Genomic DNA, 21,968 nt, shown 5'->3' with positions numbered 1-21,968 from the left:
CCGATGGCGGGCGGTCCGGGGATGGACAACCAATCATCCCATGATTCTATGATGGGTGTCATGGCAAGCGAGGAAACCCGGACGGTGAAGTCCATGACCGCACGCAGTTCCGCGACGGCGACCGAGGAGGCAGCCACGGTGCCCGCCGCCCCGCGCGCGTGGGCGGTGCGCCTGGTCGTCGTCGGGATCGTGCTGTCCGCCCTCAACCTCCGCCCCGCCATCACCAGCCTCGGCGCCCTCCTCGAAGAGGTGCGCGACGGACTCGGCATGAGCGGCAGCCTGGCCGGCCTCCTCACCTCGGTGCCCCCGCTCTGCTTCGCCGTCTTCGGCGTCATGGCCCCCCGGCTGGCCCGCCGCTTCGGCCCGGGCGCGGTGGTGTGCGCGGGCATGGTCGCGATCACGGCGGGCCTGCTGATACGGCCCTACACGGGCTCCACGGCGGGCTTCCTGGCCGCGAGCGCCCTCGCCCTCATGGGCATCGCCGTCAGCAACGTCCTGATGCCGGTCATCGTCAAGCGCTGGTTCCCCGACCGGGTCGGCTCCATGACCGGCCTGTACTCGATGGCCCTCGCCCTCGGCACCTCGACCGCGGCCGCCGTGACCGTGCCGATGACCGAGGCGCTGGGCGGCAGCTGGCAGTCCGGGCTCGCGGTGTGGGCGGGCCTGGCCGCGGCGGCCGTACTGCCGTGGATCCCGCTCGTACGGGACCGGGGGCCGGCGCCGGCCGGGCAGGCGGTGTCCCGCCAGGTGCACGCGCGCGTGGCGGGCGCCGGTCCGGTCCGGAGCGTGCCCGCGCGCGAGGAGCCGCCCGCGCTGCGGATCACCCGCAGCCGTACCGCCTGGGCGCTCGCCGTCTTCTTCGGGCTCCAGGCCACCGCCGCCTACATCACCATGGGCTGGATGGCCCAGATCTTCCGGGACGCGGGCGTGCCCGCGGGCACCGCGGGCCTGCTGCTGGCCGTCACGATGGTGATGGGCGTCCCGCTCGCCTTCGTCATCCCGCGCGTGGCCACCCGGCTGCCCCACCAGGGCCCGATCGTGATCGCGCTCGGCGTCTGCGGACTCGCCGGATACGCGGGCCTGTACCTCGCCCCCGCCGCCGGTGCCTGGGCCTGGGCCGTCCTGCTCGGCATCTCCAACTGCGCGTTCCCGCTGGCCCTGACCATGGTCGGGATGCGGGCCAGGACCGGCGCGGGCGTCGCCCAGCTGTCCGCCTTCGCGCAGAGCACCGGCTACCTGATCTCCATCCCGGGACCGCTCCTGGTCGGCGTGCTCTATCAGCACAGCGGCGGCTGGGGGCTGCCGATCGCGCTCATGGTCGGCCTGATGCTCCCGCAGATGGCCGTCGGCGTACTGGCCGGCCGCGACCGCACGGTCGAGGAGGAGGCGGCCCGCTGAGGCACCCTGGCGGCCCGGGTAAGAGACCGGGGTGCGAGACTGGCCGCATGCTCGACCCGAACCCTCAGAACGGCCAGAAGAAGATGCTGCTGATCTTCGGCTCGTTCTTCGCCATCTTCATCGTCATCGCCGTCATCGCGACGATCGCCTCGCCCTGATCCGCCGAGCCGCTCCCCGGGGCGACGGTGGGGTTAACCCCCCTGTCCCCTAGGGGGCGAGTGTCAGGGTCAACTGGGTGGATCACCGGATGGGTTGAGGGCCCCCGGTTCCGTAACTTCGAGATGTGACCGCGCGAAGCGGATCACGCAGGACTCGAAGAGCGGAGGCACTCATGTCGGCCCCAGCGCACACCCCGCCCCACCCGGCGTCCCGGGGCGGCGTCGACATCCGGTTGCCCTGGTGGGCCCTCGCCCTGCCGACGCTCGCCTTCGTGGTGCTCCTGGCGCTCATCCTCAACCCCTCCGACGCGCACGCGGCCTCCGGCGACCCCGCCGTCACCCGGTTCCTGGAGCATGTACAGCAGCTCATAACGCGCTGAGCACCGGCGAAGCCGCCCGTCAACTCCCTGCGCCCGTTGGCCTGTTTCATGCGAAGCTGGATCCCATGAGCGTCGCAGAACCCCGCAGGATTGTCCTTTTCCGGCATGCGAAAGCCGACTGGCCCCAGGTGACCGACCACGAGCGGCCGCTCGCCGACCGGGGCCGAAAAGATGCGGCGGAGGCCGGACGGCGGCTGGTCGACTCCGGCATCCCCGTCGACCTGGCCCTCTGCTCCACCGCGACCCGGACCCGTGAGACCTGGAAGCTCGCCGTGCAGGAGTTCCCGCACCGGCCGAAAACCGTCTACGAGGAGCGGATCTACGAGGCTTCCCCCGGCGAGCTGATCGCCGTGCTCAACGAAACCCCGGACGACGTGCACAACGCCGTCCTGATCGGCCACAACCCCGGTGTGCAGGGCCTCGCCGACATCCTCGCCGGCGCCGCCGAGGGCGATGCCCGCCGGCGAATGAGCGACCGCGGCTTCCCGGCCGCCGCCTTCGCCGTCCTGACCTTCAGCGGCCCCTGGAAGACCCTGGAGCCCGGCGTGGCCACCCTGGTCGACTACTGGGCACCGTCCGACTGACGGCGACCCCACCCGCGCGAGACACGCCAGGGGCCCGGCACCACGAAGGTGCCGGGCCCCTGGGCTGTACGCCGGGTTCAGTCCTCCTCGTGCGCGTCCGCCGCCTCGACCTCTTCGCGGGTGACGCCCAGCAGATAGAGCACCGTGTCCAGGAAGGGCACGTTCACCGCGGTGTGCGCGGCCTCCCGCACCACCGGCTTGGCGTTGAAGGCGACCCCGAGCCCGGCCGCGTTCAGCATGTCCAGGTCGTTGGCGCCGTCGCCGATCGCCACCGTCTGGGACAGCGGGACCCCGGCCTCGGCGGCGAACCGGCGCAGCAGCCGCGCCTTGCCGGCGCGGTCCACGATCTCCCCGGTGACCTTGCCGGTGAGCTTCCCGTCGACGATCTCCAGCGTGTTGGCCTGGGCGAAGTCCAGCCCCAGCCGCTCCTTCAGATCGTCGGTGACCTGGGTGAACCCACCCGAGACCACACCGACTTGGAAGCCGAGCCGCTTCAGCGTACGGATGAGGGTGCGGGCGCCCGGCGTCAGCCGTACCTCGGAGCGCACCTTGTCGACGACCGAGGCGTCCAGCCCCTCCAGCAGCGCCACGCGCGCGTGCAGCGACTGCTCGAAGTCCAGTTCGCCGCGCATCGCCGCCGCGGTCACCTCGGCGACCTTGTCCTCGCAGCCGGCGTGCGCCGCGAAGAGCTCGATCACCTCGTCCTGGATGAGCGTCGAGTCCACGTCCATCACGACAAGCCGCTGGGCCCTGCGGTGCAGTCCCGCGGCCACGACGGCGACGTCCACGCCGAGCTTCGAGGCGTCCAGCACCAGGGCGGTGCGCAGCGGCTCCGTCTCCACGCCGGACACCGCGAACTCGACCGCCGTGACCGGGTACTTGGCCAGCCGGAAGATACGGTCGATGTTGCCGCCCGCCTTCGCGATCTTGGCGGCGATCGCGGCGGTCGCCTCCGCGGTCAGCGGATGCCCGAGCACGGTGACCAGCGAACGCCCCAGCCCGCGCGGCCGGTTGTCGCCCAGACCGGAGATGATCTCGGCCTGCATCTTGATCGACTCCGCCCAGCTGTGGACGGTCGCACGCAGATCACCCTCCAGCGAGCGGGGCGGCGCGGTCACGAGCGCGCACAGCACCATGCGGCCACGGGTGACGACCTGCTCGATGTCGACCACGTCGACGGAGTAGGCGGCGAGGGTGTCGAAGAGACCGGCCGTGATACCCGGCCTGTCCTTCCCGAAGATCTTGACGAGAAGGGTGGGGACGTCGGAGGGCGAGGTCTGCGAAGCGCTCATGGTGTTCCCACCGTATCCGGCACCCAGTGCCTTCTGCTCCCGCGGTCCGTCTGACGGACACGGAACAATCGGTGTCGAACGGGTGGCGGGGTCCTTACATGTCGGACACGTCTTCGCGGGCGCGGGCGGGGCTTCGGCCGCTGAGATGGTGGACGGTCAGGGTCTCGCCGTAGACCCGTCCATGGCTACGACGGCCTCGCGCGCCGCCGTGTCCGACCGGCCGGCGTGCGACGCGCCCCCCAGGTGATCAACCCCGGCCCAGTCCTCCGGTCCGAGCCGGATCAGCGCCGCCCCTTGGGATTCCCCGGCGGCGGCGGAGGAGGGGGCGGCGGAGGTGGCGGAGGAGGTGGCGGTGGTGACCCCTCCTCCGGAGAGGAACGGCGTCGGCTACCGGGCCGTTGCCGGGGCGACCGCTGCGGCGGGTCGAACCGGCGAGCCACCGTCGGGGCGCCGTACACGTCATTCCGTGGCGGCGAGTCGTCCTCGGAGTGCGGCGCCTCGTCCTGAGACCGGGAGCCCTCGCCCTGCCCGTACCCACCAGCCGCCCGCGGACCCCGCTCGGGCGGCACCGCGTCCTCCGGCCCCCGCAGCAACTCGTCCGGTACCCGCAGATACGGATTCGTGGCCGGATTAGGAGGCCGGTAAGACCCACCGGGCGCATAAGGCCCGGCCCCACTCTCCTGCCCCGCACCCCCGGCCTGCTCATCGCCGTGCCCAGGACCCCCGGCTCCGCCGCCGTATGCCCTCGACCCGCTGTCGTCGTACGGTCGGCCCGTGCCGCCTGGCGCCCCGGACCTGCCGTCTCCGTAAGGACCGGCCTCACTCCCCGCCGCCTCGTATGGCCCGGCTCCGCCGCCGTACGCCTTCGACCCGCTGTCGTCGTACGGTCGGCCCGTGCCGCCTGGCGCCCCGGACCTGCCGTCTCCGTAAGGACCGGCCTCACTCCCCGCCGCCTCATACGCCCCAGCCCCGCCGCCATAGCCTCCCGCCCCCTCACCGCCATACGCGCCGGCCTCACCGCCATGCCCCTCAGCCCCCGCCCCGTACATCCCCGGCATCCCCGACACCCCACCGCCGTAAGGCCCGCCGCCCCCCTGATACGCCCCGGCCTCCCCCTCATAAGACCCGGCGCCCCGATACGGCCCACCCGCCCCCGCATACCCCGAACCCCCACCGACCCCGGCCCCTTGCGCCCCGGCACCAGCCCCCACCCCCGCCAAGTCACCCCGTGCCAACACCGCGGCCCGAGAGCCCGCCGCCCCCGTCGCCCGAGCCAGCAGTGCTCCGGCCGCGCCCGCCGCCGCCCCCCACACCGCGCCGAGCAGCAACGCCACCCCCAGCTGCCCCCGCAACCGCACTCCCGCCCCGAACGCGTCGAACCCCAGTACGGACAGTGAGGCATCCACCGACAGTTCCGTCAGCCAGGCCAGCAACGGCAAGGTCAGCGCGGTCGCCGCCCCCAGCCGCAGCGCGCACCGCCCCGCGAAACGAAGAGCCCCCGGATCCCGTACGACCTCGGAAGGCACCCCAGGCCCGGACGCCCCGCCCCCCACCGGCGTCCGCACCGCCACCAGCACCCCCGCCAGCAGCATCAGCATCGCCGCCCCCACCCCCAGCAACCACACCCGCCCGTCCAGCTCCGCCAACCGGCCGAGCGTCACGGACTGTTCGGAGCCGGAGTCGAGGAGCCGGTCCAGGGGATCGGGGAGGAAGTTGGTGAGGACGCCCGTGGCGCGGCCGTCGAAGGGGACGAAGAGGCCGATCGGGATGCCCAGCCAGACCCCGTTCGGCGCGCCGAGGAGCGCGGCACCGGCGATCCGCTTCGGGTGGTCGTCGCCGATCGCCGCGTACGCCCCCGCCGAGAACCCCGCGACGACCGCGACCAGCAGCACCGTCACGAGCGCGGACGCGGCCGGCCGTACGACGCGGTGCACGGCCTCCCAGCCGGCCGGCAACGGCGTACGACGGGACGCCAGCAGCGCGATCAGCAGAATTCCGGCCGACCAGCCGAGCCCGCCGAGCAGGGTCGGCACGGTGTCCACCGTGAACCCGACCGCCGCCTTCGCGTCGATGAGGTTGCCGATCTGGTCCGGCAGCAGCCCCCCGATGTCGCCGACGTCGCCGAGCCCGGGGATGTCGAGGCCGCCGCCGCCCGCGCCGGGCAGCTTGTCGAGGCCCAGCGCGCCCCCGTCGATGGTGATGACGTCGTGCCCCGCCCAGGCCAGCCCGCCCAGCGTCGCCACGAACAGCGCGATCACCGAGCCCGCGCGCGCGAGGAGTTCGGACGGTGCGATCACCGCTCCGGCGGCCCGCAGGGATCGTAGGAAGAACCATGACAGAAGGAGCGCGCCGACCAGGCTGACACCCAGTGGCGTGATCTCGATGGCGGTCGCCGCCTCCGCGCCCGTCAGCCCGAAGGCGGACACGTCGCCGGAGGGCGTGACCGAACCACCCGCCGCAAGGGCCACGACCGCCGCGGTCATCGGTCCCAGCGAGGCCGCCGAGTCGGCTTCCAGCAAGTGCAGACCGAGCGCGGCGGTGCCCGCCATCCCGATCAGCGCCCAGCTCACCGACGCTATGGCGGACAGCAGGATGTCCACCCACGGCAGCTTCGCGCCGTGCTTCGTCGTTCCGAGGCTCATGGACGCGCTCATGGCAGACCCCCCGATCCGCGGCGCGGCCGAAACCGCGCATGTCCCCTCGCGTGGCTTACCACTCTCCAAGTCGGTTTCAACCCCGTCAACGGAACCGGTCGAAGCGCACGGACGTGCTCTCCGGAGGGCTCAACTTTCGGTCAGGAGGTGGATCCTGAAATAGTTCCCGACGATGTTCGACATCCCTAGACTCCCCGTGACAGGGGTAATTCGGGGGACTACTCAGTGGGGCTTGGAGTGCCGGAACTCGTACTGGAAGCTAACGGACGGACCTGGACGCTCGACTCGTCCCGGCCGTACACCCTTGGACGCGATCCGCAGGGGGACGTCGTGTTCGACGACGCCAGGGTGTCCTGGCGTCATGCCACGATCAGCTGGAACGGGCGCGGCTGGGTCATCGAGGACCACAGCAGCACCAACGGCACCTTCGTGCAGGGGCAGCGGATCCACCAGACGGACATCGGCCCCGGTACGGCCGTCCACCTCGGCAACGCCGGCGACGGCCCGCTGCTGAGCTTCTCCGGCGCCGCGGCCCCGGCCGCACAGCCGCAGCAGCAGCCGTACGCCGCCCAGGGCGTCCAGGGCGCGAACCCCGGCTGGGCCCAGCCGGCCCCGTCGCAGCAGACACCGCAGCAGACACCGCAGCGACAGCAGGCGGAGTCCGGCTGGCCGCAGCCACAACCGCAGGCGCGGCCGCACCACCAGCCGCAGCAGCATCACCAGCCGCAAGCGGCATCGCAACACCAGCCACCGGCGCACCAGCCGCCGCAGAAGACCCCGCCGCAGCAGGGCCCCGGCATCAGCGCGGGCGCGCCGCCGGTCTACGGCGACCGCAGCCCGACCACGTTCCACCAGTTCACCATCGGCCGCATCATGCGGATCGGCCGTGCCCTGGAGAACGACCTGGTCGTCTCCGACCTCCAGGTCTCCCGCCATCACGCCGAGTTCCACTCGATGCCCGACGGCCGCATGGAGATCCGCGACCTCGGCTCGCACAACGGCACGTACGTCAACGGCCAGCCGATCCCCAAGGGCGGCGCGTTGATGCTCGGCGCGGCCGACATCGTCGGCGTCGGCCACTCCACGTTCCGGATCGTCGGCGACCGGCTCGAGGAGTTCGTCGACACCGGTGAGGTCTCCTTCTCGGCCCGCCACCTCACCGTCACGGTCGACGGCGGCAAGCAGATCCTCAAGGACGTCTCCTTCGGAGTCCCGGAGAAGTCCCTGATCGCGGTCATCGGACCGTCGGGTTCCGGCAAGTCGACCCTGCTCAAGGCACTGACCGGCTACCGGCCCGCCAACCAGGGCGACGTCCTGTACGACAACCGCAACCTCTACAAGCAGTTCGCCGAGCTGCGCCAGCGCATCGGTCTGGTCCCGCAGGACGACATCCTGCACAAGGAGCTGACCGTCAAGAAGGCCCTCAAGTACGCGGCCAAACTCCGCTTCCCCGCCGACACCACCAGCGAGGAGCGCGAGAACCGCATAGACGAGGTGCTGCGCGAGCTGAAGCTCGACATCCACAAGGAGAAGAAGGTCACCGCCCTCTCCGGCGGCCAGCGCAAGCGCGTCTCGGTGGCCCTGGAACTGCTCACCAAGCCGTCCCTGATCTTCCTCGACGAACCCACCTCGGGCCTCGACCCGGGCATGGACCGCGATGTCATGCAGCTGCTGCGCGGCCTCGCCGACGACGGCCGCACGGTCCTCGTGGTCACCCACTCCGTCGCCGAACTCGCGCTCTGCGACAAGCTCCTGGTGATGGCCCCGGGGGGCGCGGTCGCCTACTTCGGCCCGCCCGAGGAGGCCCTGAACTTCTTCGGCTACGACAGCTGGGCCGACGTCTTCTCCGCCTTCGAGAACTACCGCGACTACGACTGGGCCGGACGCTGGAAGGGCTCGCAGCACTACCAGATGTACGCCGCGGACATCGACGCGATTGCGCCGCAGTCCGTACAGCTGCCTCCGATGCAGGCGATGAAGCCGCCGAAGCCACAGGGCTGGATGAGCCAGTTCGGCACCCTGGTGCGCCGCTATGTCTCGGTCATCGCCTCCGACCGGGGCTTCCTCGCCCTCACCCTGATCCTGCCGCTCGTCCTCGGCTCGGTGAGCCTGCTCATCGACTTCGGCGACGCCCTGCTGCCCAAGCCGATCGACCCCAGGACCAAGCTCCCCGAACCGAACAGCACGGCGACCACGGTCCTGCTGATCCTCGCGGTCGGCGCCTGTTTCGCGGGCGCGGCCAACTCGGTCCGCGAGCTGATCAAGGAACGGGTCATCTACGAACGGGAGCGCGCCACCGGCCTGTCCCGCTCGGCCTACCTGATGTCCAAGGTCGTCGTGCTCGGCGTGATCACCATCCTCCAGGGCCTGCTGGTCGGCCTGATCGGCTTCGCCAGCCGCGGCCTCCCCAAGGAGGGCCTGGTCCTCGGCAACGCCACCCTCGCGGAGCTCTGCCTGCCGATCATGGGCCTCGGCTTCACCTCGATGATGTTCGGCCTGATCATCTCCGCGCTGGTGAAGACCTCCGAGAAGACCATGCCGCTGCTGGTCATGTTCGCGATCGTCCAGGTCGTCTTCACGGGCTGTCTGTTCACCCTGAACGGCACTCTCGGCGTCAACGAGCTCTCGTACCTCATGCCGTCCCGCTGGGCGGTCGCCGCCGCCGGCGCCACGCTCGACTTCAACAGGGTCAACCCGCCCGTCAAACCGGGCGACTCCACCGACCCGCTCTGGGACCACACCCTCAGCGCCTGGGGCCTCGACATGATCGCCCTCATCGCCATCGGCGTGGTCTGCGGCTTCTTCGTGGCCCGCTTCCTGCGCCGCCACGAGCCCGAGGTCATGCGCAAGTGATCACTGTTGTACGACGGTGAAGGGCGGCACCCCGACAGGGTGCCGCCCTTTCCGCGTACGAGAGGTCCGCGCGGCCTCAGTACGCGCTGTTGACGTTGTCGATCGAGCCGTAGCGGTGGTACGCGTAGTTGGCGGACGCGGTGATGTTGGCGACCGGGTCGTACTGGCTCCAGGCTGTACCGGAGACGTGGTAGGCGTTGAAGGTCGGCTTGATGATCTGGAGGAGACCGATCGACGGCGTGCCGTTGATCGCGTTGATGTCCCAGCCGTTGATGGCGTTCGGGTTGCCCGAGGACTCCCGGATGATGTTCCGGTAGAGGCCGTTGTACGTGCCTGGGATGCCCTTGGACTTCATGATGTCCAGGGACTCCTTGATCCAGCCGTCCAGGTTGTCGGCGTAGGTCTTCGTCGCGGCGGCCTTGATCTTCACGCGCTGCGCGGAGCGGCTCGCGGCCTCCTTGGCCTTGCGCGCCTGCGCGGCCTTCTTGGCGGCGGCGGCCTTGGCGGCGGCCTTCTGCTTCGCGGCGGCCTTCGCCTGTGCCTTGGCCTTCGCGGCAGCGGCGGCCTTCGCCTTCGCCTCGGCTGCCTTGCCCGGCAGGCTCTTGGCGGCGAGCTGCTCGCCGACGTCCGCCTGGAGGCCCTTGAGCTGCTCGGAGCTGTACTTCACGGGGGCGACGGCGGTGGCGGCCTCCGACGTGGTGGTCTCCGCGTTGCCCGGAACAGCGGTGAACACGACGGCGGCGGCGCCGAGCGTGGCGACACCGGCGACGGCGATCCTGTGGCGCTTGGTCAGCGCGCGACTATGACCACGGGTGAAGGTGTTCTTGGGCATGCGGATGGACCTCTTCGAATAGCGCGGAGGTCGCTCGCTGTCCGGCGGGGGACACGGGTGCTTCCGGCACAAACGCCGCGGGGGAAACCCGCGGCGCTGAGCGACGAGAGCCATTCTTAGCGGCCGCAAAATGCCTGGGCAAAGGTGTGACGTACGATCCGGGGTAGTGGACCCGGGGAGGGCAAAACCGGACAGACTGGAACGTCTGTCCCGTTCATGAGGGAAGCCTTTGTCTCCTATGCCGCTTCGTACGTGATCTGCGCCCTATGTGCGGGCTCACATCGGCGGCGGGGCAGTCTCACCGGCAGTTGCGAGAGCAATGCTGTGCGTGAGGGTTCTCCTCCGGGAGGAGGAGATGCACGTCCCCGAACTCGTGCCACAGGTAGAGCCCGCGCAGCGCCGCCTCGTAGCCGCGGTCGATCGCCGCCCGCCCCGCGACCGCCTCCAGCATCAGCAGATGCGAGGCCTCCGGCTCGTGCAGCCCGGTCAGCAGCCCGTCCACCACTCGTACCCCGCGCTCCGGGGTCACGACGAGATCCGTCCACCCCACACGCGCGCGTACGACCCCGTCGGCCCCCGCCGCCGACTCCACGGCCCGCACCGCGGTCGTCCCCACGGCGACGACCCGGCCGTCCCCGGCCCGCACCGCGTTGATCAGCCGCGCCGAGGTCTCCGGCACCGAGAACCGCTCCGGATACGGCGGCTCGTGCACCTCCGCCGAGGCCACCCCGGTGTGCAGCGTGACCGGCGCGAACTGCACCCCCCGGCTCACCAGCTCCGCCACCAGCCGCGCGGTGAAGGGCCGCGCGGCACTCGGCATCTCCGCACTGCCCGAACCGTCGGGCGACGGCAGCGCGAACACCGTCTGGTAGACGGACAGCGGCTGGTCCCGCTCCGTGTAGGAGTACCGAATGGGCCGCCCGTGCTCCCGCAGCAGCCCGAGCACCTCCCCGCCGTACACCCGCGCCCACCGGAGCCGCTCGCTCACCGCCTCCTCCAGGACCAGCCGCCCGCCCCCGGGCAACCGCACCTCGGTCCCCGCGGGCCCGCCCGCACGCGCACGCGTGGTGCCCCGCCCGTCGGGATCCCGCAGCTCGACGGCCCACCGCCCGTCGTCCCCGCGCGTCGAGAAGTGCACCACCACACGCGTGTGCCCGATCCGCCCGTCCACGGCCGCGGCCAGCGTGGGCGAGGTATTCACCACGAGCAGGTCCCCGGCCCGCAGCAGCCGCGGCAGCTCCCCGAAGGCGTGATGCGCCACCCTCTCGCCCCGCGACACCAGCAGCCGTACGGCGTCCCGGTCGAGCCCGGGCCCCCGCTGCTCGGCCGGCACCCGCGCCGACAGCTCCTCCGGCACCCGCACCGCGAGCGTCATCGCCCCTCCAGCAGCGAGGGAGCCCCGTACCGCCCACTCGCCGGCCGCTCGTCCAGCAGCCGCAGGAACGCCGGCACCACGCTCGCCGGATCGGGCCGCGGCTCCTCGTCGTCCGGTACGGCCGCCGCGTACAGGTCCGTCGCCATGTCCCCGGGGTCCACGGCCCACACCCGCAGCGCGGGCTCCTCCTCGCCCAGCACCGCCGCGAGATGGTCCAGGGCGGCCTTCGACGCCCCGTACCCGCCCCACGTCTCGTACGCCTCGGCCGCCGCGTCCGAACTGACCGCGATCACCGCGCCGGCCTCCGACTCCCGCAGCAGCGGCAGCGCCTCCTGGACCAGGCCCAGCGCGGCCACCACGTTCACCTCCAGCGCCCGGCGCAGCCCCTCCAGGGACAACCCCTCAAGACGGGCCAGCGGCTCGGCGCCCAGCGCGCTCGCGTTGTTCACCAGCAGATCGACCCCGCCGTACTTCCAGGCCGCGGCCACAAGCCCGGAGCGGTGCGCCGGGTCCGTGACATCGCCGGGCAGGGCCGTCACCCGGGTCCCGTGTGCGGCGAGCGCGGCCTCGGTCCGCGCCAGCACCTCGGCCGTCCTGGCGTCGAGCACCAGGTCCCAGCCCCGCGCGGCCAGCGCCTCGGCGAGCGCCCGCCCCAGTCCCTTCGACGCCCCCGTGATGATCGCTACCGGCATGACACACGTCCCCTCGTCCACCACGCCCCCTGACGGGCGTGCTCCCAACGTAGGAACGGCACCGCCCCGGCCGCCTCGGACGCGGGGCGCAAAGCAGAGCGACCCTTCGCCCTAGGTCGCTCGCCCTAGCCGGGGGCCGTCACAGGTCCGATCCGCGCTGTCACACCCCGCCCGTACTCTGAGGACATGAGTCAAGGCCCCCGGTCCGGCCTCGCCGCGGTGAGCTCCGCGCTGCTGGCCATGAGCAGGCACCTCGAGGTGCGCGACGTCCTCAAGACGATCGTCGCCTCGGCCCGCGAGCTGCTCGACGCGCAGTACGCCGCCCTCGGCGTCCCGGACGACCACGGAGGCTTCGCCCAGTTCGTCGTCGACGGCGTCAGCGACGAACAGTGGAAGGCCATCGGCCCGCTCCCGCGCCAGCACGGCATCCTCGCCGCGATGCTCCAGGAAGCGAGGTTCGAGCGGCTGGCGGACGTCCGCGAGGACCCGCGCTTCGAGGGCTGGCCGTCCGCCCACCCCGAGATGTCCGACTTCCTGGGCCTGCCGATCCGCGACGGCGACGAGGTCATCGGCGCGCTCTTCCTCGCCAACAAGGTCTGCGAGAAACCCGCGGGCGACTGCGGCTTCACCGAGGAGGACGAGGAGCTGCTGTCGATCCTCGCCCAGCACGCCGCGATCGCCCTCACCAACGCCCGCCTCTACGAACGCAGCCGCGAGCTGACCATCGCCGAGGAGCGCTCCCGCCTCGCCCACGAACTGCACGACGCGGTCAGCCAGAAGCTCTTCTCCCTGCGCCTGACCGCCCAGGCCGCCGCCGCCCTCGTCGACCGCGACCCGTCCCGCGCCAAGGGCGAGCTCCAGCAGGTGGCCGCGCTCGCCGCCGAGGCCGCCGACGAACTGCGCGCCGCCGTGGTCGAGCTGAGGCCCGCCGCGCTGGACGAGGACGGCCTCACGGCCACCCTCCGCACCCACATCCAGGTCCTGGACCGCGCCCACGACGCGCATGTGACCTTCGCCGCCCACAGCTTCCGCGCACTGCCCGCAGCCCAGGAGGAGGCCATGCTCCGGGTCGCCCAGGAGGCCCTGCACAACGCCCTGCGGCACTCGGGAGCGGCCCGTGTCGACGTGACGGTCGACCGGCGCGGCGGCGGAGCGGTCCTGCGCGTGAGCGACGACGGCGGCGGCTTCGACCCGAAGTCCATACGCCGGGCGGGACGCCACCTGGGCCTGGTCTCCATGCGGGACCGGACCAGCGGGGTCGGCGGCACGCTGACCGTGGAATCGGCGCCCGGCAAGGGCACCACGATCGAGATGGAGGTCCCCGGTGGCTGACGCGATCAAGGTCCTGCTCGTCGACGACCACCAGGTGGTCCGCCGGGGGCTGCGCACCTTCCTGGAGGTACAGGACGACATCGAGGTCGTGGGGGAGGCGGCCGACGGCGCCGAGGGCGTCGCGCGCGCGGAGGAACTGAAGCCCGACATCGTCCTCATGGACGTCAAGATGCCGGGCATGGACGGCATCGACGCCCTGCGCAAGCTCCGCGCGCTGGACAACCCCGCGCGCGTGCTGATCGTCACCAGCTTCACCGAACAGCGCACCGTGGTCCCGGCCCTGCGCGCGGGCGCCGCCGGGTACGTCTACAAGGACGTCGACCCCGACGCCCTGGCCGGCGCCATCCGCTCCGTGCACGCCGGGCACATCCTGCTCCAACCCGAGGTCGCCGGCGCCCTGTTGTCCCAGGAGGAGAACAACTCCGGCGGCGGCAGAGGCGGTTCGCTCACCGAGCGGGAGCGCGAGGTGCTCGGCCTGATCGCGGACGGCCGCTCCAACCGGGAGATCGCTCGCGCCCTGGTCCTGTCCGAGAAGACCGTCAAGACCCACGTCTCGAACATCCTGATGAAGCTCGACCTGGCGGACCGTACACAGGCGGCGCTCTGGGCGGTTCGTCATGGAGTGGCCGGATAGGCCTTCATACTGTCGTGGGAATGTCCCCCGGATGGCGCATCCTTCGTGGATCTCCACCGTTCTCCAGTGCGTGCCGCGGCGACTGCCGCGGCAATCGCTAGGAGGGCTCAGAAGTGAAGAACCTGAAGAAGGTAGCGGCCGTGACGATGGTGGCCGGCGGGCTGGTCGCCGCCGGTGCCGGTATGGCGTCCGCCACCGACGGCTCGCAGGCCGACGGCAAGGCCGTGGGCTCGCCGGGCGTCGTCTCGGGCAACCTCGTCCAGGCCCCGGTGCACGTCCCGGTGAACGCGGTCGGCAACAGCGTCAACGTCATCGGCGTGCTGAACCCCGCCTTCGGCAACCTCGGTCTCAACCGCTGACCTCCTCGCCGAGCGGGCAGTGACTTCGGCCTCCCGGACGCACCACGCGTCCGGGAGGCCGGTCCGTTTGTCGTTCGAATGATCCGAACGGTGATTCCTGCGCGGATTTCCGTACCGCCCGGCCCTCCGCGCGCGTTGATCAGCGCACGACCCGCGGCCGGGTCGGACTCGCAAACGCAGGAGGAACGCTTCTCATGAACATCGCCAAGAAGGCCGCCGTGGCCATCACCGTCGCCGGTATCGCCACGGGTGCCGCTGCCGGTGCCGCTGTCGCCGACGCGGGTGCCGACGGCGCGGCCGTGAAGTCGCCGGGCGTCGGCTCGGGCAACCTCGTCCAGGTCCCGGTCCACGTCCCCGTGAACGCGGTCGGCAACACCGCCAACCTGATCGCGCTGCTGAACCCGGCGTTCGGCAACGCCGGCGCGAACGACTGACCTCGGGTCTGAACCGTGGGGCCCCTCGAGTCAAGGGTGACTCGAGGGGCCCTTGCGTGTGTGCGGTCGTGTTTCGGCCGCGGGCCAGTGAGGGCTGGTCGCGCAGTTCCCCGCGCCCCCAAGTGGGTACAGCTCAGTGCGTGTGACTGCACCCACCTGTTTCAGGGGCGCGGCTCACCGAACCCCACGCTCCAGTTCCTCCACGTACGCGTTGTACGCGGCCACCTGCGCCCGCCGAGCCGTCCGCTCCACCGGCCGCAACGCCTCCCCCCGGGCCCGCATCTCACCGGAGCTGACCGCACCCCCGTGCCCGTTCTCATGGGCGAGCGACACCAGAAACCCCACCCGCTGGGCAAGCTCCAACACCCGCACCGCCCGCGGCGGATACCCCGGCGCCAGCAGCTCCCGCCCCCGCTCGGCCCGCGCCCGGTACGCCGAGATCGCCGCCTCCGCCACCGGCCCGGAACCGGCGACATCCAGCCGCGACAGCACCTCCGTCGCGTCCCGCAGGGCCTCCGCGAGCTCCCGCTCCGCCTCGCCCAGCGAAGGAACGTCGGCCGGGGGAGCCTCCCGCACCGGGAGCACGTGCCAGGTCACCTCGACGTGCACGTCGCCGGCGGGGCCGGCCTCGTACACCTCAGGCACCAGACCCAGCGCGGCGCCGTGACAGATCACGGCCTCCTCCGCCTCCAGCGCCCGCGCGTTGAACTCCGGCGGCCCGCTCAGCCCCAGTGGATGCCCCGGCGCGGGCAGCGCGACCCGCAGGCCCGTCACACCGAGCGCCCGCAGCCGCCCCAGCGCCAGCGTGAGACCGACCGGCGCCGTCTCACCGGGCAGCCCTTCCACCCGGTGCACGGCGTCGTCACCGACGATCGCCAGCACCGCGTCGTCCGGCGAGACAAGTCCGGCCAAAAGGCCATTTCCCCAAGCGGCGAGGGATCCAGAGCGAGGTTCCGAGTGCATGCCCCCACCCTAAGGACCGGACCGATGGATGGGAGCGGCCGACCGGTGGCGTAGATTTCATCGAGGGCTGCGCCCGAAAGCGCGCACGCGACAGCCGAGACGCCGAACCGGTCACACAGCAAGGGGAGACAACGCGCTCATGAGCGATGTTCTGGAGCTTCAGGACGTATCCGTGGTCCGTGAGGACCGGGCTCTGGTGGACCAGGTCTCCTGGTCGGTCAAGGAGGGCGAGCGCTGGGTCATCCTCGGCCCCAACGGCGCCGGCAAGACCACGCTCCTGAACCTCGCGTCCAGCTACCTCTACCCCAGCAAGGGCACCGCCACCATCCTCGGCGAGACCCTCGGCAAGCCCGGCACCGACGTCTTCGAACTGCGCCCCCGCATCGGCATGGCCGGCATCGCCATGGCCGACAAGCTCCCCAAGCGCCAGACCGTCCTGGAGACCGTGCTGACCGCGGCGTACGGCATGACCGCGGGCTGGCAGGAGGAGTACGAGGAGATCGACGAGCAGCGCGCCCGCGCCTTCCTCGACCGCCTCGGCATGAGCGACTACCTGGACCGGAAGTTCGGCACCCTCTCCGAGGGCGAGCGCAAGCGCACCCTCATCGCCCGCGCGCTGATGACCGACCCCGAGCTGCTCCTCCTCGACGAGCCCGCCGCCGGCCTCGACCTCGGCGGCCGAGAGGACCTGGTCCGCCGCCTCGGCAGGCTCGCCCGCGACCCGATCGCCCCCTCGATGCTCATGGTCACCCACCACGTCGAGGAGATCGCCCCCGGCTTCACCCACGTCCTCATGATCCGCCAGGGCAAGGTCCTCGCCGCGGGCCCCCTGGAGCTGGAGCTCACCTCCCGCAACCTCTCCATGTGCTTCGGCCTCCCCCTCGTCGTCGAGCAGGTCGGCGACCGCTGGACCGCACAGGGCCTGCCCCTGTCGTGATCACGTGAAGTACCCGCGAAAACACGGGTAAGAAGCGTGTCCCAGCCCCATCGCGCCCTGTCCGCGGGGGCACCCCCGGACCTACCATGACCATGTGAACGACATCGACGCATGGGTGTGGTGGCTCGTCGGCGCGGCAGCGCTCGGAATCCCGCTCGTGGTGACCGCGATGCCGGAGTTCGGCATGCTCGCGGTGGGCGCCGTCGCCGCCGCGGTGGTGGCCGGAGTCGGCGGTGACGTCGTCGTCCAGGTCCTCGTCTTCGCCGTCGTCTCGGTGGCCCTCATCGCCGTCGTACGGCCCATCGCGACCCGGCATCGCGCACAACGGCCCCAACTCGCCACCGGAGTGGACGCGTTGAAGGGCAAGCAGGCCGTCGTCCTGGAGCGCGTCAACAGCGCCGGCGGCCGGATCAAGCTCGCCGGAGAGGTCTGGTCGGCCCGCTCCCTCGACGCCGGACAGGTCTACGAGGCGGGCCAGGAAGTGGATGTGGTGGACATCGAGGGAGCCACGGCGATCGTCATGTGACCTCGCACGATGCAACTGCACCGAACGCACCACGAGTTACCCGACGGTCTGTCAGACTCGACCAGCAAGATCTTCAACAGGCATAAGATCTTCCGAAAACACCGAGGCGGAGAAGGGCACGGGGAGCACGATGGAACCGGTCATCATCGTCTTGATCATTCTGGTGGTGTTGGTCTTCATCGCCCTGATCAAGACGATCCAGGTCATCCCGCAGGCGAGCGCCGCCATTGTCGAGCGCTTCGGCCGCTACACGCGGACACTCAACGCGGGACTCAACATCGTCGTCCCGTTCATCGACACCATCCGCAACCGCATCGACCTGCGTGAACAGGTCGTGCCGTTCCCGCCGCAGCCGGTGATCACCCAGGACAACCTGGTCGTCAACATCGACACGGTCATCTACTACCAGGTGACCGACGCCCGCGCGGCCACCTACGAGGTCGCCAGCTACATCCAGGCGATCGAGCAGCTCACCGTCACCACGCTCCGCAACATCATCGGTGGCATGGACCTGGAGCGCACCCTGACCTCCCGCGAGGAGATCAACGCGGCGCTGCGCGGCGTCCTCGACGAGGCCACCGGCAAGTGGGGCATCCGCGTCAACCGCGTCGAGCTGAAGGCGATCGAGCCCCCGACCTCCATCCAGGACTCGATGGAGAAGCAGATGCGCGCCGACCGTGACAAGCGCGCCGCGATCCTGACCGCCGAAGGTACCCGCCAGGCCGCGATCCTCACGGCAGAGGGCGAGAAGCAGTCCCAGATCCTCCGCGCCGAGGGCGAGGCCAAGGCAGCGGCCCTGCGCGCGGAAGGTGAGGCCCAGGCGGTCCGTACGGTCTTCGAGGCGATCCACGCAGGCGACCCGGACCAGAAGCTCCTCTCCTACCAGTACCTCCAGATGCTCCCCAAGATCGCCGAAGGCGACGCCAACAAGCTCTGGATCGTCCCCAGCGAGATCGGCGACGCCCTCAAGGGCCTCTCCGGAGCCATGGGCAACTTCGGTGGCATGGGCGGCGGTTCGAACGGCAACAGCGGCACAGAACGCCGGGAGAATCCGAAGATCGACTGACGCGCACACGGAACTGGGGCTCACCTCTTCGGAGATGAGCCCCAGTTCTGCTTTCCGCCACGGCCTAGGCGGCCTCGCCGGCCAGCCACTCCGGCAGCGCGGAGTAGTCCTCACGCCCCAGGGACAGCAGCATGGCATCGGCGGGAGTCGGCTCGAACGGCTCCCGCAGCAACGGCATCCCGGCCTCCGCCGGAGTCCGGTTCGCCTTGCGGTGGTTGTCCTCCGCGCAGGACGCCACCGTGTTCAGCCAGGTGTCCTGACCACCCTGGGACCTCGGCAGCACGTGGTCCACGGTCGTCGCCCGCCGCCCGCAGTACGCGCACCTGTGCCGGTCACGCACCAGAACACCCCGCCGAGACCACGGAGCTTGTCTTCGGAAGGGCACCCGCACATACCTGCACAGCCTGATCACCCGCGGCGCCGGTATGTCGACCGCGGCTCCGCGCATGCGCAGTTCGGGGTGGGACTGCTCGACGACGGCCTTGTCCTGAAGCACCAGAACGACGGCTCGATTCAACGTCACCGTCGACAGCGGCTCGAAGCTCGCGTTGAGTACCAGCGTGTCCCGCATTTCAGCCCACCTCCCGTGCGCACCGGCCCACCCCGTGGCGGGCTTGGGCTTGGATCAACTCTGGCCGGGCACGCCGAGATGGACAACGCAATAAAAAGTGCCCGCCCCTGATCAATTCCATGACCAGAGGCGGGCAAACGCTCGATGAACGTCAGTCTTCGGCGGGCACCTCGTACTCACCGATCAACTGCGCACGCGCGATCGCGTGGAACCGCAGGTTGAAGCCCACATAAGCGGGAGAGGCATCGGCATCCGGCCCGAGCTTCTCCTGGTCCACGGCGTACACGGTGAAGACGTACCGATGCGGCCCGTCCCCGGCCGGCGGCGCGGCCCCGCCGAAGTCCTTCGACCCGTAGTCGTTCCGCGCCTGTACGGCACCCTCCGGCAGCCCCTCGAACTTCCCGCTGCCCGCACCCACCGGCAGCTCGGTCACCGAGGCCGGAATGTCGAACACCACCCAGTGCCAGAACCCGCTGCCCGTGGGCGCGTCGGGGTCGTAGCAGGTCACGGCGAAGCTCCTGGTCTCCGGCGGGAACCCCTCCCAGCGCAGCTGCGGAGAGATGTTGCCGGCCGCGTAGACCTGAGCGTCCTTGAGCGTGCCGCCTTCCTGCACGTCCTCGCTCGTCACCGTGAACGACGGCACGGGCGGGTGGAAGTCATGGGGGAGCGGCCGCCGCTTGAGCTCGGTCACCTCGGTACCTCCTGATCGATGAACGGAATCAGCAGTTCCCGAGCCTAGAACCAGTTGCGCTTGCTGCCGACCTCGGACAGCCACTGGTTGAGGTACGCGGCCCAGTCAGTGCCCTGGAAGTCGTGCAGACCCACCTGGAAGGAGCGGAAGGTGTCACTGCCCTCGCTGAACAGCCCCGGCTTCTTGTCCATCTCCAGGATGACGTCCATCGCGTTGCCGTCCGCGACGAAGCTCAACTCGACCTGGTTCAGCCCGCGGTACTGCTGCGGCGGGAAGAACTCGATCTCCTGGTAGAAGGGCAGCTGCTGGCGCGTCCCACGGATGTGACCGCGCTCCAGGTCGGCGTTCTTGAAGCGGAAGCCCAGCTGCATGAACGCGTCCAGGATCGCCTTCTGCGCCGGCAGCGGGTGCACGTTGACCGGGTCCAGGTCACCGGAGTCCACGGCCCGCGCGATCGCCAGCTCGGTCGTCACACCGACGTTCATGCCCCGCAGCGCCTGCCCGTCGATCATCGTGACCGGCGTCTCCCAGGGAATCTCGAGCCCGAACGGCACCGTGTGCACAGCGTTCGCCTGGAGCGTGAAGGCACCACCGAGCGAGACCTTCGTGAACTCGATGTCCTGCTTGTACTCCTGGTCACCGCTCTCGACCTCGACCTTGGCCTGCAGCCCGACCGAGAGCGCCTGGATCTCCTGCTCGACGGACCCGCCCTGGATCCGCACCTCGCCCTGGACGACACCACCCGGGACGACGTTGACCTCGGTCAGCACCGTCTCCACCGAAGCCCCACCGGCACCCAGGCTCGCGAGCAGCTTCTTGAACGCCATGTCTCTCCTTACAACGCGCGGATTCCTGATCCCTACAAACGCGATCCGGCCGTGGTCGGTTCCGCGCCATCACCCTGGCAAGCGGACGGACCCTTGACCACCCCTGGCACACACCCGTCTGGACTACGCTCGTACGCCATGATCACGCCCCCGGACCGTACCCCCCTCCCGAGGGACTTCTTCGACCGCCCCGTACTGGAAGTGGCCCCCGACCTTCTCGGCCGCGTCCTGGTCCGGACCACCCCGGACGGTCCGATCACCCTGCGCCTCACGGAGGTCGAGGCGTACGACGGCCCGAACGACCCGGGCTCCCACGCCTATCGCGGCCGGACGGCCCGCAACGGAGTGATGTTCGGTCCGCCCGGGCATGTGTACGTCTACTTCACCTACGGCATGTGGTTCTGCATGAACCTGGTGTGCGGACCGGAGGGCCGACCCAGCGGCGTCCTGCTCCGCGCCGGCGAAGTCCTCGAAGGCGAGGAACTGGCGCGCAAACGTCGACTATCGGCCCGAAATGACAAAGAACTGGCCAAAGGGCCGGCCCGCCTGGCCACGGCCCTGGGTGTGGACCGGGCCCTGGACGGCACGGACGCCTGCGAGCCCGGCGACACCCCCCTGAGGATGCTCACGGGCACCCCGGTCGCCTCCGACCAGGTACGCAACGGTCCGCGCACCGGAGTCGCCGGCGAAGGAGGCGTCCACCCCTGGCGGTTCTGGGTCGCCAACGACCCGACGGTGAGCCCTTATCGGGCCCACGTCCCCAAGCGCCGCTCAAGTTGACTCGCTCTTGGAAGATGCGTAACGTAGCCCGAGCCGCTTGACCCGGGTACGGCAATCGCCAGCAGCCGGAAGCGGCCAAACCACTACCTACGACATCCCCTCGGCGGGATCGATTTCGACGTGCCCGCACGCCTGAATTCGAACTCGCGGAACTCGATTATGAGTTACCGAGGGAATCGGTTAACGTAGTGAATGTCGAAAGGCCCCGCCGACAGGGAATCAGGCCCGAAAGGATCTGATAGAGTCGGAAACACGAAGGGAAAAGCCCGGAGGAAAGCCCGAGAGGGTGAGTACAAAGGAAGCGTCCGTTCCTTGAGAACTCAACAGCGTGCCAAAAATCAACGCCAGATATGTTGATACCCCGTTCCCGGCCATCACGGCTCGGGGCGAGGTTCCTTTGAAGAAACACAACAGCGAGGACGCTGTGAACGACCGCCTTATTCCGGTGGTTGTTCCGCTCTCGTGATGTGTCGACCGGCTGTATTAATTTACTGGCCGAGTAAACATTCACGGAGAGTTTGATCCTGGCTCAGGACGAACGCTGGCGGCGTGCTTAACACATGCAAGTCGAACGATGAACCACTTCGGTGGGGATTAGTGGCGAACGGGTGAGTAACACGTGGGCAATCT

22 protein-coding genes and 1 rRNA gene are annotated in these 21,968 nt (G+C 70.4%); 14 read left to right on the top strand and 9 right to left on the bottom strand.

All coding sequences use genetic code 11. The annotated features are described in order from the left end of the window. Positions 1–48 precede the first annotated feature (48 nt). The 4 genes from G3I78_RS19790 to G3I78_RS19780 all read left to right on the top strand — a co-directional run bounded on the left by G3I78_RS19790 (position 49) and on the right by G3I78_RS19780 (position 2,520). Positions 49–1,398, top strand: coding sequence for a CynX/NimT family MFS transporter (locus G3I78_RS19790; RefSeq protein ID WP_164426358.1), 1,350 nt, complete (start codon positions 49–51; stop codon positions 1,396–1,398). 47 nt (positions 1,399–1,445) lie between these two features. Then, entirely contained in the window at positions 1,446–1,556 is a 111-nt protein-coding gene (locus G3I78_RS52860; RefSeq protein ID WP_275424837.1) for an SGM_5486 family transporter-associated protein, read from the top strand. A gap of 173 nt (positions 1,557–1,729) precedes the next feature. Continuing rightward, the gene (locus G3I78_RS19785) at positions 1,730–1,936 is read left to right on the top strand and encodes a hypothetical protein (protein ID WP_164426356.1); all 207 of its coding nucleotides are present in this window, start codon (positions 1,730–1,732) and stop codon (positions 1,934–1,936) included. A gap of 65 nt (positions 1,937–2,001) precedes the next feature. Further along, on the top strand, positions 2,002–2,520 hold the full coding sequence (locus G3I78_RS19780) for a histidine phosphatase family protein (RefSeq protein WP_164426354.1): 519 nt from the start codon (positions 2,002–2,004) through the stop codon (positions 2,518–2,520). A 77-nt stretch (positions 2,521–2,597) separates the two neighbouring features. Here G3I78_RS19780 and serB read toward each other — a convergent pair whose 3' ends face one another. Both serB and G3I78_RS52050 read right to left on the bottom strand, forming a co-directional pair. Beyond that, positions 2,598–3,812 carry a phosphoserine phosphatase SerB gene (gene serB, locus G3I78_RS19775; RefSeq protein ID WP_164426352.1) on the bottom strand — a complete coding sequence of 405 codons (1,215 nt, stop codon included), beginning with the start codon at positions 3,810–3,812 and terminating at the stop codon, positions 2,598–2,600. A 281-nt stretch (positions 3,813–4,093) separates the two neighbouring features. Further along, positions 4,094–6,466: a streptophobe family protein gene (locus G3I78_RS52050; protein WP_239157936.1), complete on the bottom strand. Its 2,373-nt coding sequence runs from the start codon at positions 6,464–6,466 to the stop codon at positions 4,094–4,096. A 237-nt stretch (positions 6,467–6,703) separates the two neighbouring features. Between G3I78_RS52050 and G3I78_RS19765 the strand changes: the two genes are divergently transcribed. Then, a complete protein-coding gene (locus tag G3I78_RS19765; RefSeq protein ID WP_164426350.1) occupies positions 6,704–9,319 on the top strand; it encodes an ABC transporter ATP-binding protein/permease in 2,616 nt (871 codons plus the stop codon). A gap of 76 nt (positions 9,320–9,395) precedes the next feature. On the opposite strand, the gene G3I78_RS19760 is transcribed toward G3I78_RS19765, so the two are convergent. The 3 genes from G3I78_RS19760 to G3I78_RS19750 form a co-directional block, all read right to left on the bottom strand. Next, entirely contained in the window at positions 9,396–10,151 is a 756-nt protein-coding gene (locus tag G3I78_RS19760; protein ID WP_164426348.1) for a transglycosylase SLT domain-containing protein, read from the bottom strand. Between the two features lie 298 nt (positions 10,152–10,449). Beyond that, complete coding sequence (locus tag G3I78_RS19755) at positions 10,450–11,526, bottom strand: S-adenosylmethionine:tRNA ribosyltransferase-isomerase (protein WP_164426346.1); 1,077 nt, start codon at positions 11,524–11,526, stop codon at positions 10,450–10,452. After that, positions 11,523–12,218, bottom strand: coding sequence for an SDR family NAD(P)-dependent oxidoreductase (locus G3I78_RS19750; RefSeq protein WP_164426344.1), 696 nt, complete (start codon positions 12,216–12,218; stop codon positions 11,523–11,525). Before G3I78_RS19750 ends, G3I78_RS19755 begins: the two co-directional genes overlap by 4 nt. A gap of 186 nt (positions 12,219–12,404) precedes the next feature. Here G3I78_RS19750 and G3I78_RS19745 point away from each other — a divergent pair, with 186 nt between their 5' ends. The 4 genes from G3I78_RS19745 to G3I78_RS19730 all read left to right on the top strand — a co-directional run bounded on the left by G3I78_RS19745 (position 12,405) and on the right by G3I78_RS19730 (position 14,977). Further along, positions 12,405–13,550: a GAF domain-containing sensor histidine kinase gene (locus tag G3I78_RS19745; protein ID WP_164426343.1), complete on the top strand. Its 1,146-nt coding sequence runs from the start codon at positions 12,405–12,407 to the stop codon at positions 13,548–13,550. Then, positions 13,543–14,184, top strand: a complete 642-nt coding sequence (locus tag G3I78_RS19740; RefSeq protein WP_164426341.1) for a response regulator transcription factor — start codon at positions 13,543–13,545, stop codon at positions 14,182–14,184. The genes G3I78_RS19745 and G3I78_RS19740 overlap by 8 nt, the downstream gene beginning before the upstream one ends. 113 nt (positions 14,185–14,297) lie before the next feature. Further along, complete coding sequence (chpE, locus tag G3I78_RS19735; RefSeq protein WP_164426339.1) at positions 14,298–14,543, top strand: chaplin ChpE; 246 nt, start codon at positions 14,298–14,300, stop codon at positions 14,541–14,543. 194 nt (positions 14,544–14,737) lie between these two features. After that, entirely contained in the window at positions 14,738–14,977 is a 240-nt protein-coding gene (locus G3I78_RS19730; protein WP_164426337.1) for a chaplin, read from the top strand. Between the two features lie 174 nt (positions 14,978–15,151). Here G3I78_RS19730 and G3I78_RS19725 read toward each other — a convergent pair whose 3' ends face one another. Next, the gene (locus G3I78_RS19725) at positions 15,152–15,940 is read right to left on the bottom strand and encodes a hypothetical protein (protein WP_164426335.1); all 789 of its coding nucleotides are present in this window, start codon (positions 15,938–15,940) and stop codon (positions 15,152–15,154) included. Positions 15,941–16,079: 139 nt separating this feature from the next. Here G3I78_RS19725 and G3I78_RS19720 point away from each other — a divergent pair, with 139 nt between their 5' ends. The 3 genes from G3I78_RS19720 (at position 16,080) to G3I78_RS19710 (ending at position 18,469) form a co-directional block, all read left to right on the top strand. Beyond that, entirely contained in the window at positions 16,080–16,877 is a 798-nt protein-coding gene (locus G3I78_RS19720; protein ID WP_164426333.1) for an ABC transporter ATP-binding protein, read from the top strand. 94 nt (positions 16,878–16,971) lie between these two features. After that, positions 16,972–17,403, top strand: a complete 432-nt coding sequence (locus G3I78_RS19715; RefSeq protein WP_164426331.1) for an NfeD family protein — start codon at positions 16,972–16,974, stop codon at positions 17,401–17,403. 130 nt (positions 17,404–17,533) lie between these two features. Then, positions 17,534–18,469 (top strand): SPFH domain-containing protein, encoded by a 936-nt coding sequence (locus G3I78_RS19710; RefSeq protein WP_164426329.1) that lies wholly within the window; start codon positions 17,534–17,536, stop codon positions 18,467–18,469. Positions 18,470–18,533: 64 nt separating this feature from the next. Here G3I78_RS19710 and G3I78_RS19705 read toward each other — a convergent pair whose 3' ends face one another. From G3I78_RS19705 to G3I78_RS19695, 3 genes are all read right to left on the bottom strand, one after another. Then, positions 18,534–19,040 (bottom strand): HNH endonuclease, encoded by a 507-nt coding sequence (locus G3I78_RS19705; protein WP_164426327.1) that lies wholly within the window; start codon positions 19,038–19,040, stop codon positions 18,534–18,536. A 151-nt stretch (positions 19,041–19,191) separates the two neighbouring features. Further along, on the bottom strand, positions 19,192–19,731 hold the full coding sequence (locus tag G3I78_RS19700; protein WP_164426325.1) for a YbhB/YbcL family Raf kinase inhibitor-like protein: 540 nt from the start codon (positions 19,729–19,731) through the stop codon (positions 19,192–19,194). Positions 19,732–19,775: 44 nt separating this feature from the next. Then, the gene (locus G3I78_RS19695) at positions 19,776–20,558 is read right to left on the bottom strand and encodes a sporulation protein (RefSeq protein WP_164426323.1); all 783 of its coding nucleotides are present in this window, start codon (positions 20,556–20,558) and stop codon (positions 19,776–19,778) included. Between the two features lie 138 nt (positions 20,559–20,696). Here G3I78_RS19695 and G3I78_RS19690 point away from each other — a divergent pair, with 138 nt between their 5' ends. Both G3I78_RS19690 and G3I78_RS19685 read left to right on the top strand, forming a co-directional pair. Beyond that, entirely contained in the window at positions 20,697–21,338 is a 642-nt protein-coding gene (locus G3I78_RS19690) for a DNA-3-methyladenine glycosylase (RefSeq protein ID WP_164426321.1), read from the top strand. Between the two features lie 506 nt (positions 21,339–21,844). Continuing rightward, a 16S ribosomal RNA gene (locus tag G3I78_RS19685) occupies positions 21,845–21,968 on the top strand; the annotation flags it as partial.

It is taken from the genome of Streptomyces sp. SID13726 (assembly GCF_010548375.1).
Lineage (GTDB): Bacteria > Actinomycetota > Actinomycetes > Streptomycetales > Streptomycetaceae > Streptomyces.
Note: the sequence above shows the minus strand (reverse complement) of the source record. Positions and strands in the feature narration are given on the sequence as shown.

Coding starts and splice junctions, on each gene's coding strand:
- G3I78_RS19790 (WP_164426358.1), top strand. CDS start 49: ATGATGGGTGTCATGGCAAGCGAGGAAACCCGGACGGTGAAGTCCATG.
- G3I78_RS52860 (WP_275424837.1), top strand. CDS start 1,446: ATGCTCGACCCGAACCCTCAGAACGGCCAGAAGAAGATGCTGCTGATC.
- G3I78_RS19785 (WP_164426356.1), top strand. CDS start 1,730: ATGTCGGCCCCAGCGCACACCCCGCCCCACCCGGCGTCCCGGGGCGGC.
- G3I78_RS19780 (WP_164426354.1), top strand. CDS start 2,002: ATGAGCGTCGCAGAACCCCGCAGGATTGTCCTTTTCCGGCATGCGAAA.
- serB (WP_164426352.1), bottom strand. CDS start 3,812: ATGAGCGCTTCGCAGACCTCGCCCTCCGACGTCCCCACCCTTCTCGTC.
- G3I78_RS52050 (WP_239157936.1), bottom strand. CDS start 6,466: ATGAGCGCGTCCATGAGCCTCGGAACGACGAAGCACGGCGCGAAGCTG.
- G3I78_RS19760 (WP_164426348.1), bottom strand. CDS start 10,151: ATGCCCAAGAACACCTTCACCCGTGGTCATAGTCGCGCGCTGACCAAG.
- G3I78_RS19755 (WP_164426346.1), bottom strand. CDS start 11,526: ATGACGCTCGCGGTGCGGGTGCCGGAGGAGCTGTCGGCGCGGGTGCCG.
- G3I78_RS19750 (WP_164426344.1), bottom strand. CDS start 12,218: ATGCCGGTAGCGATCATCACGGGGGCGTCGAAGGGACTGGGGCGGGCG.
- G3I78_RS19745 (WP_164426343.1), top strand. CDS start 12,405: ATGAGTCAAGGCCCCCGGTCCGGCCTCGCCGCGGTGAGCTCCGCGCTG.
- G3I78_RS19730 (WP_164426337.1), top strand. CDS start 14,738: ATGAACATCGCCAAGAAGGCCGCCGTGGCCATCACCGTCGCCGGTATC.
- G3I78_RS19725 (WP_164426335.1), bottom strand. CDS start 15,940: ATGCACTCGGAACCTCGCTCTGGATCCCTCGCCGCTTGGGGAAATGGC.
- G3I78_RS19720 (WP_164426333.1), top strand. CDS start 16,080: ATGAGCGATGTTCTGGAGCTTCAGGACGTATCCGTGGTCCGTGAGGAC.
- G3I78_RS19710 (WP_164426329.1), top strand. CDS start 17,534: ATGGAACCGGTCATCATCGTCTTGATCATTCTGGTGGTGTTGGTCTTC.
- G3I78_RS19705 (WP_164426327.1), bottom strand. CDS start 19,040: ATGCGGGACACGCTGGTACTCAACGCGAGCTTCGAGCCGCTGTCGACG.
- G3I78_RS19695 (WP_164426323.1), bottom strand. CDS start 20,558: ATGGCGTTCAAGAAGCTGCTCGCGAGCCTGGGTGCCGGTGGGGCTTCG.
- G3I78_RS19690 (WP_164426321.1), top strand. CDS start 20,697: ATGATCACGCCCCCGGACCGTACCCCCCTCCCGAGGGACTTCTTCGAC.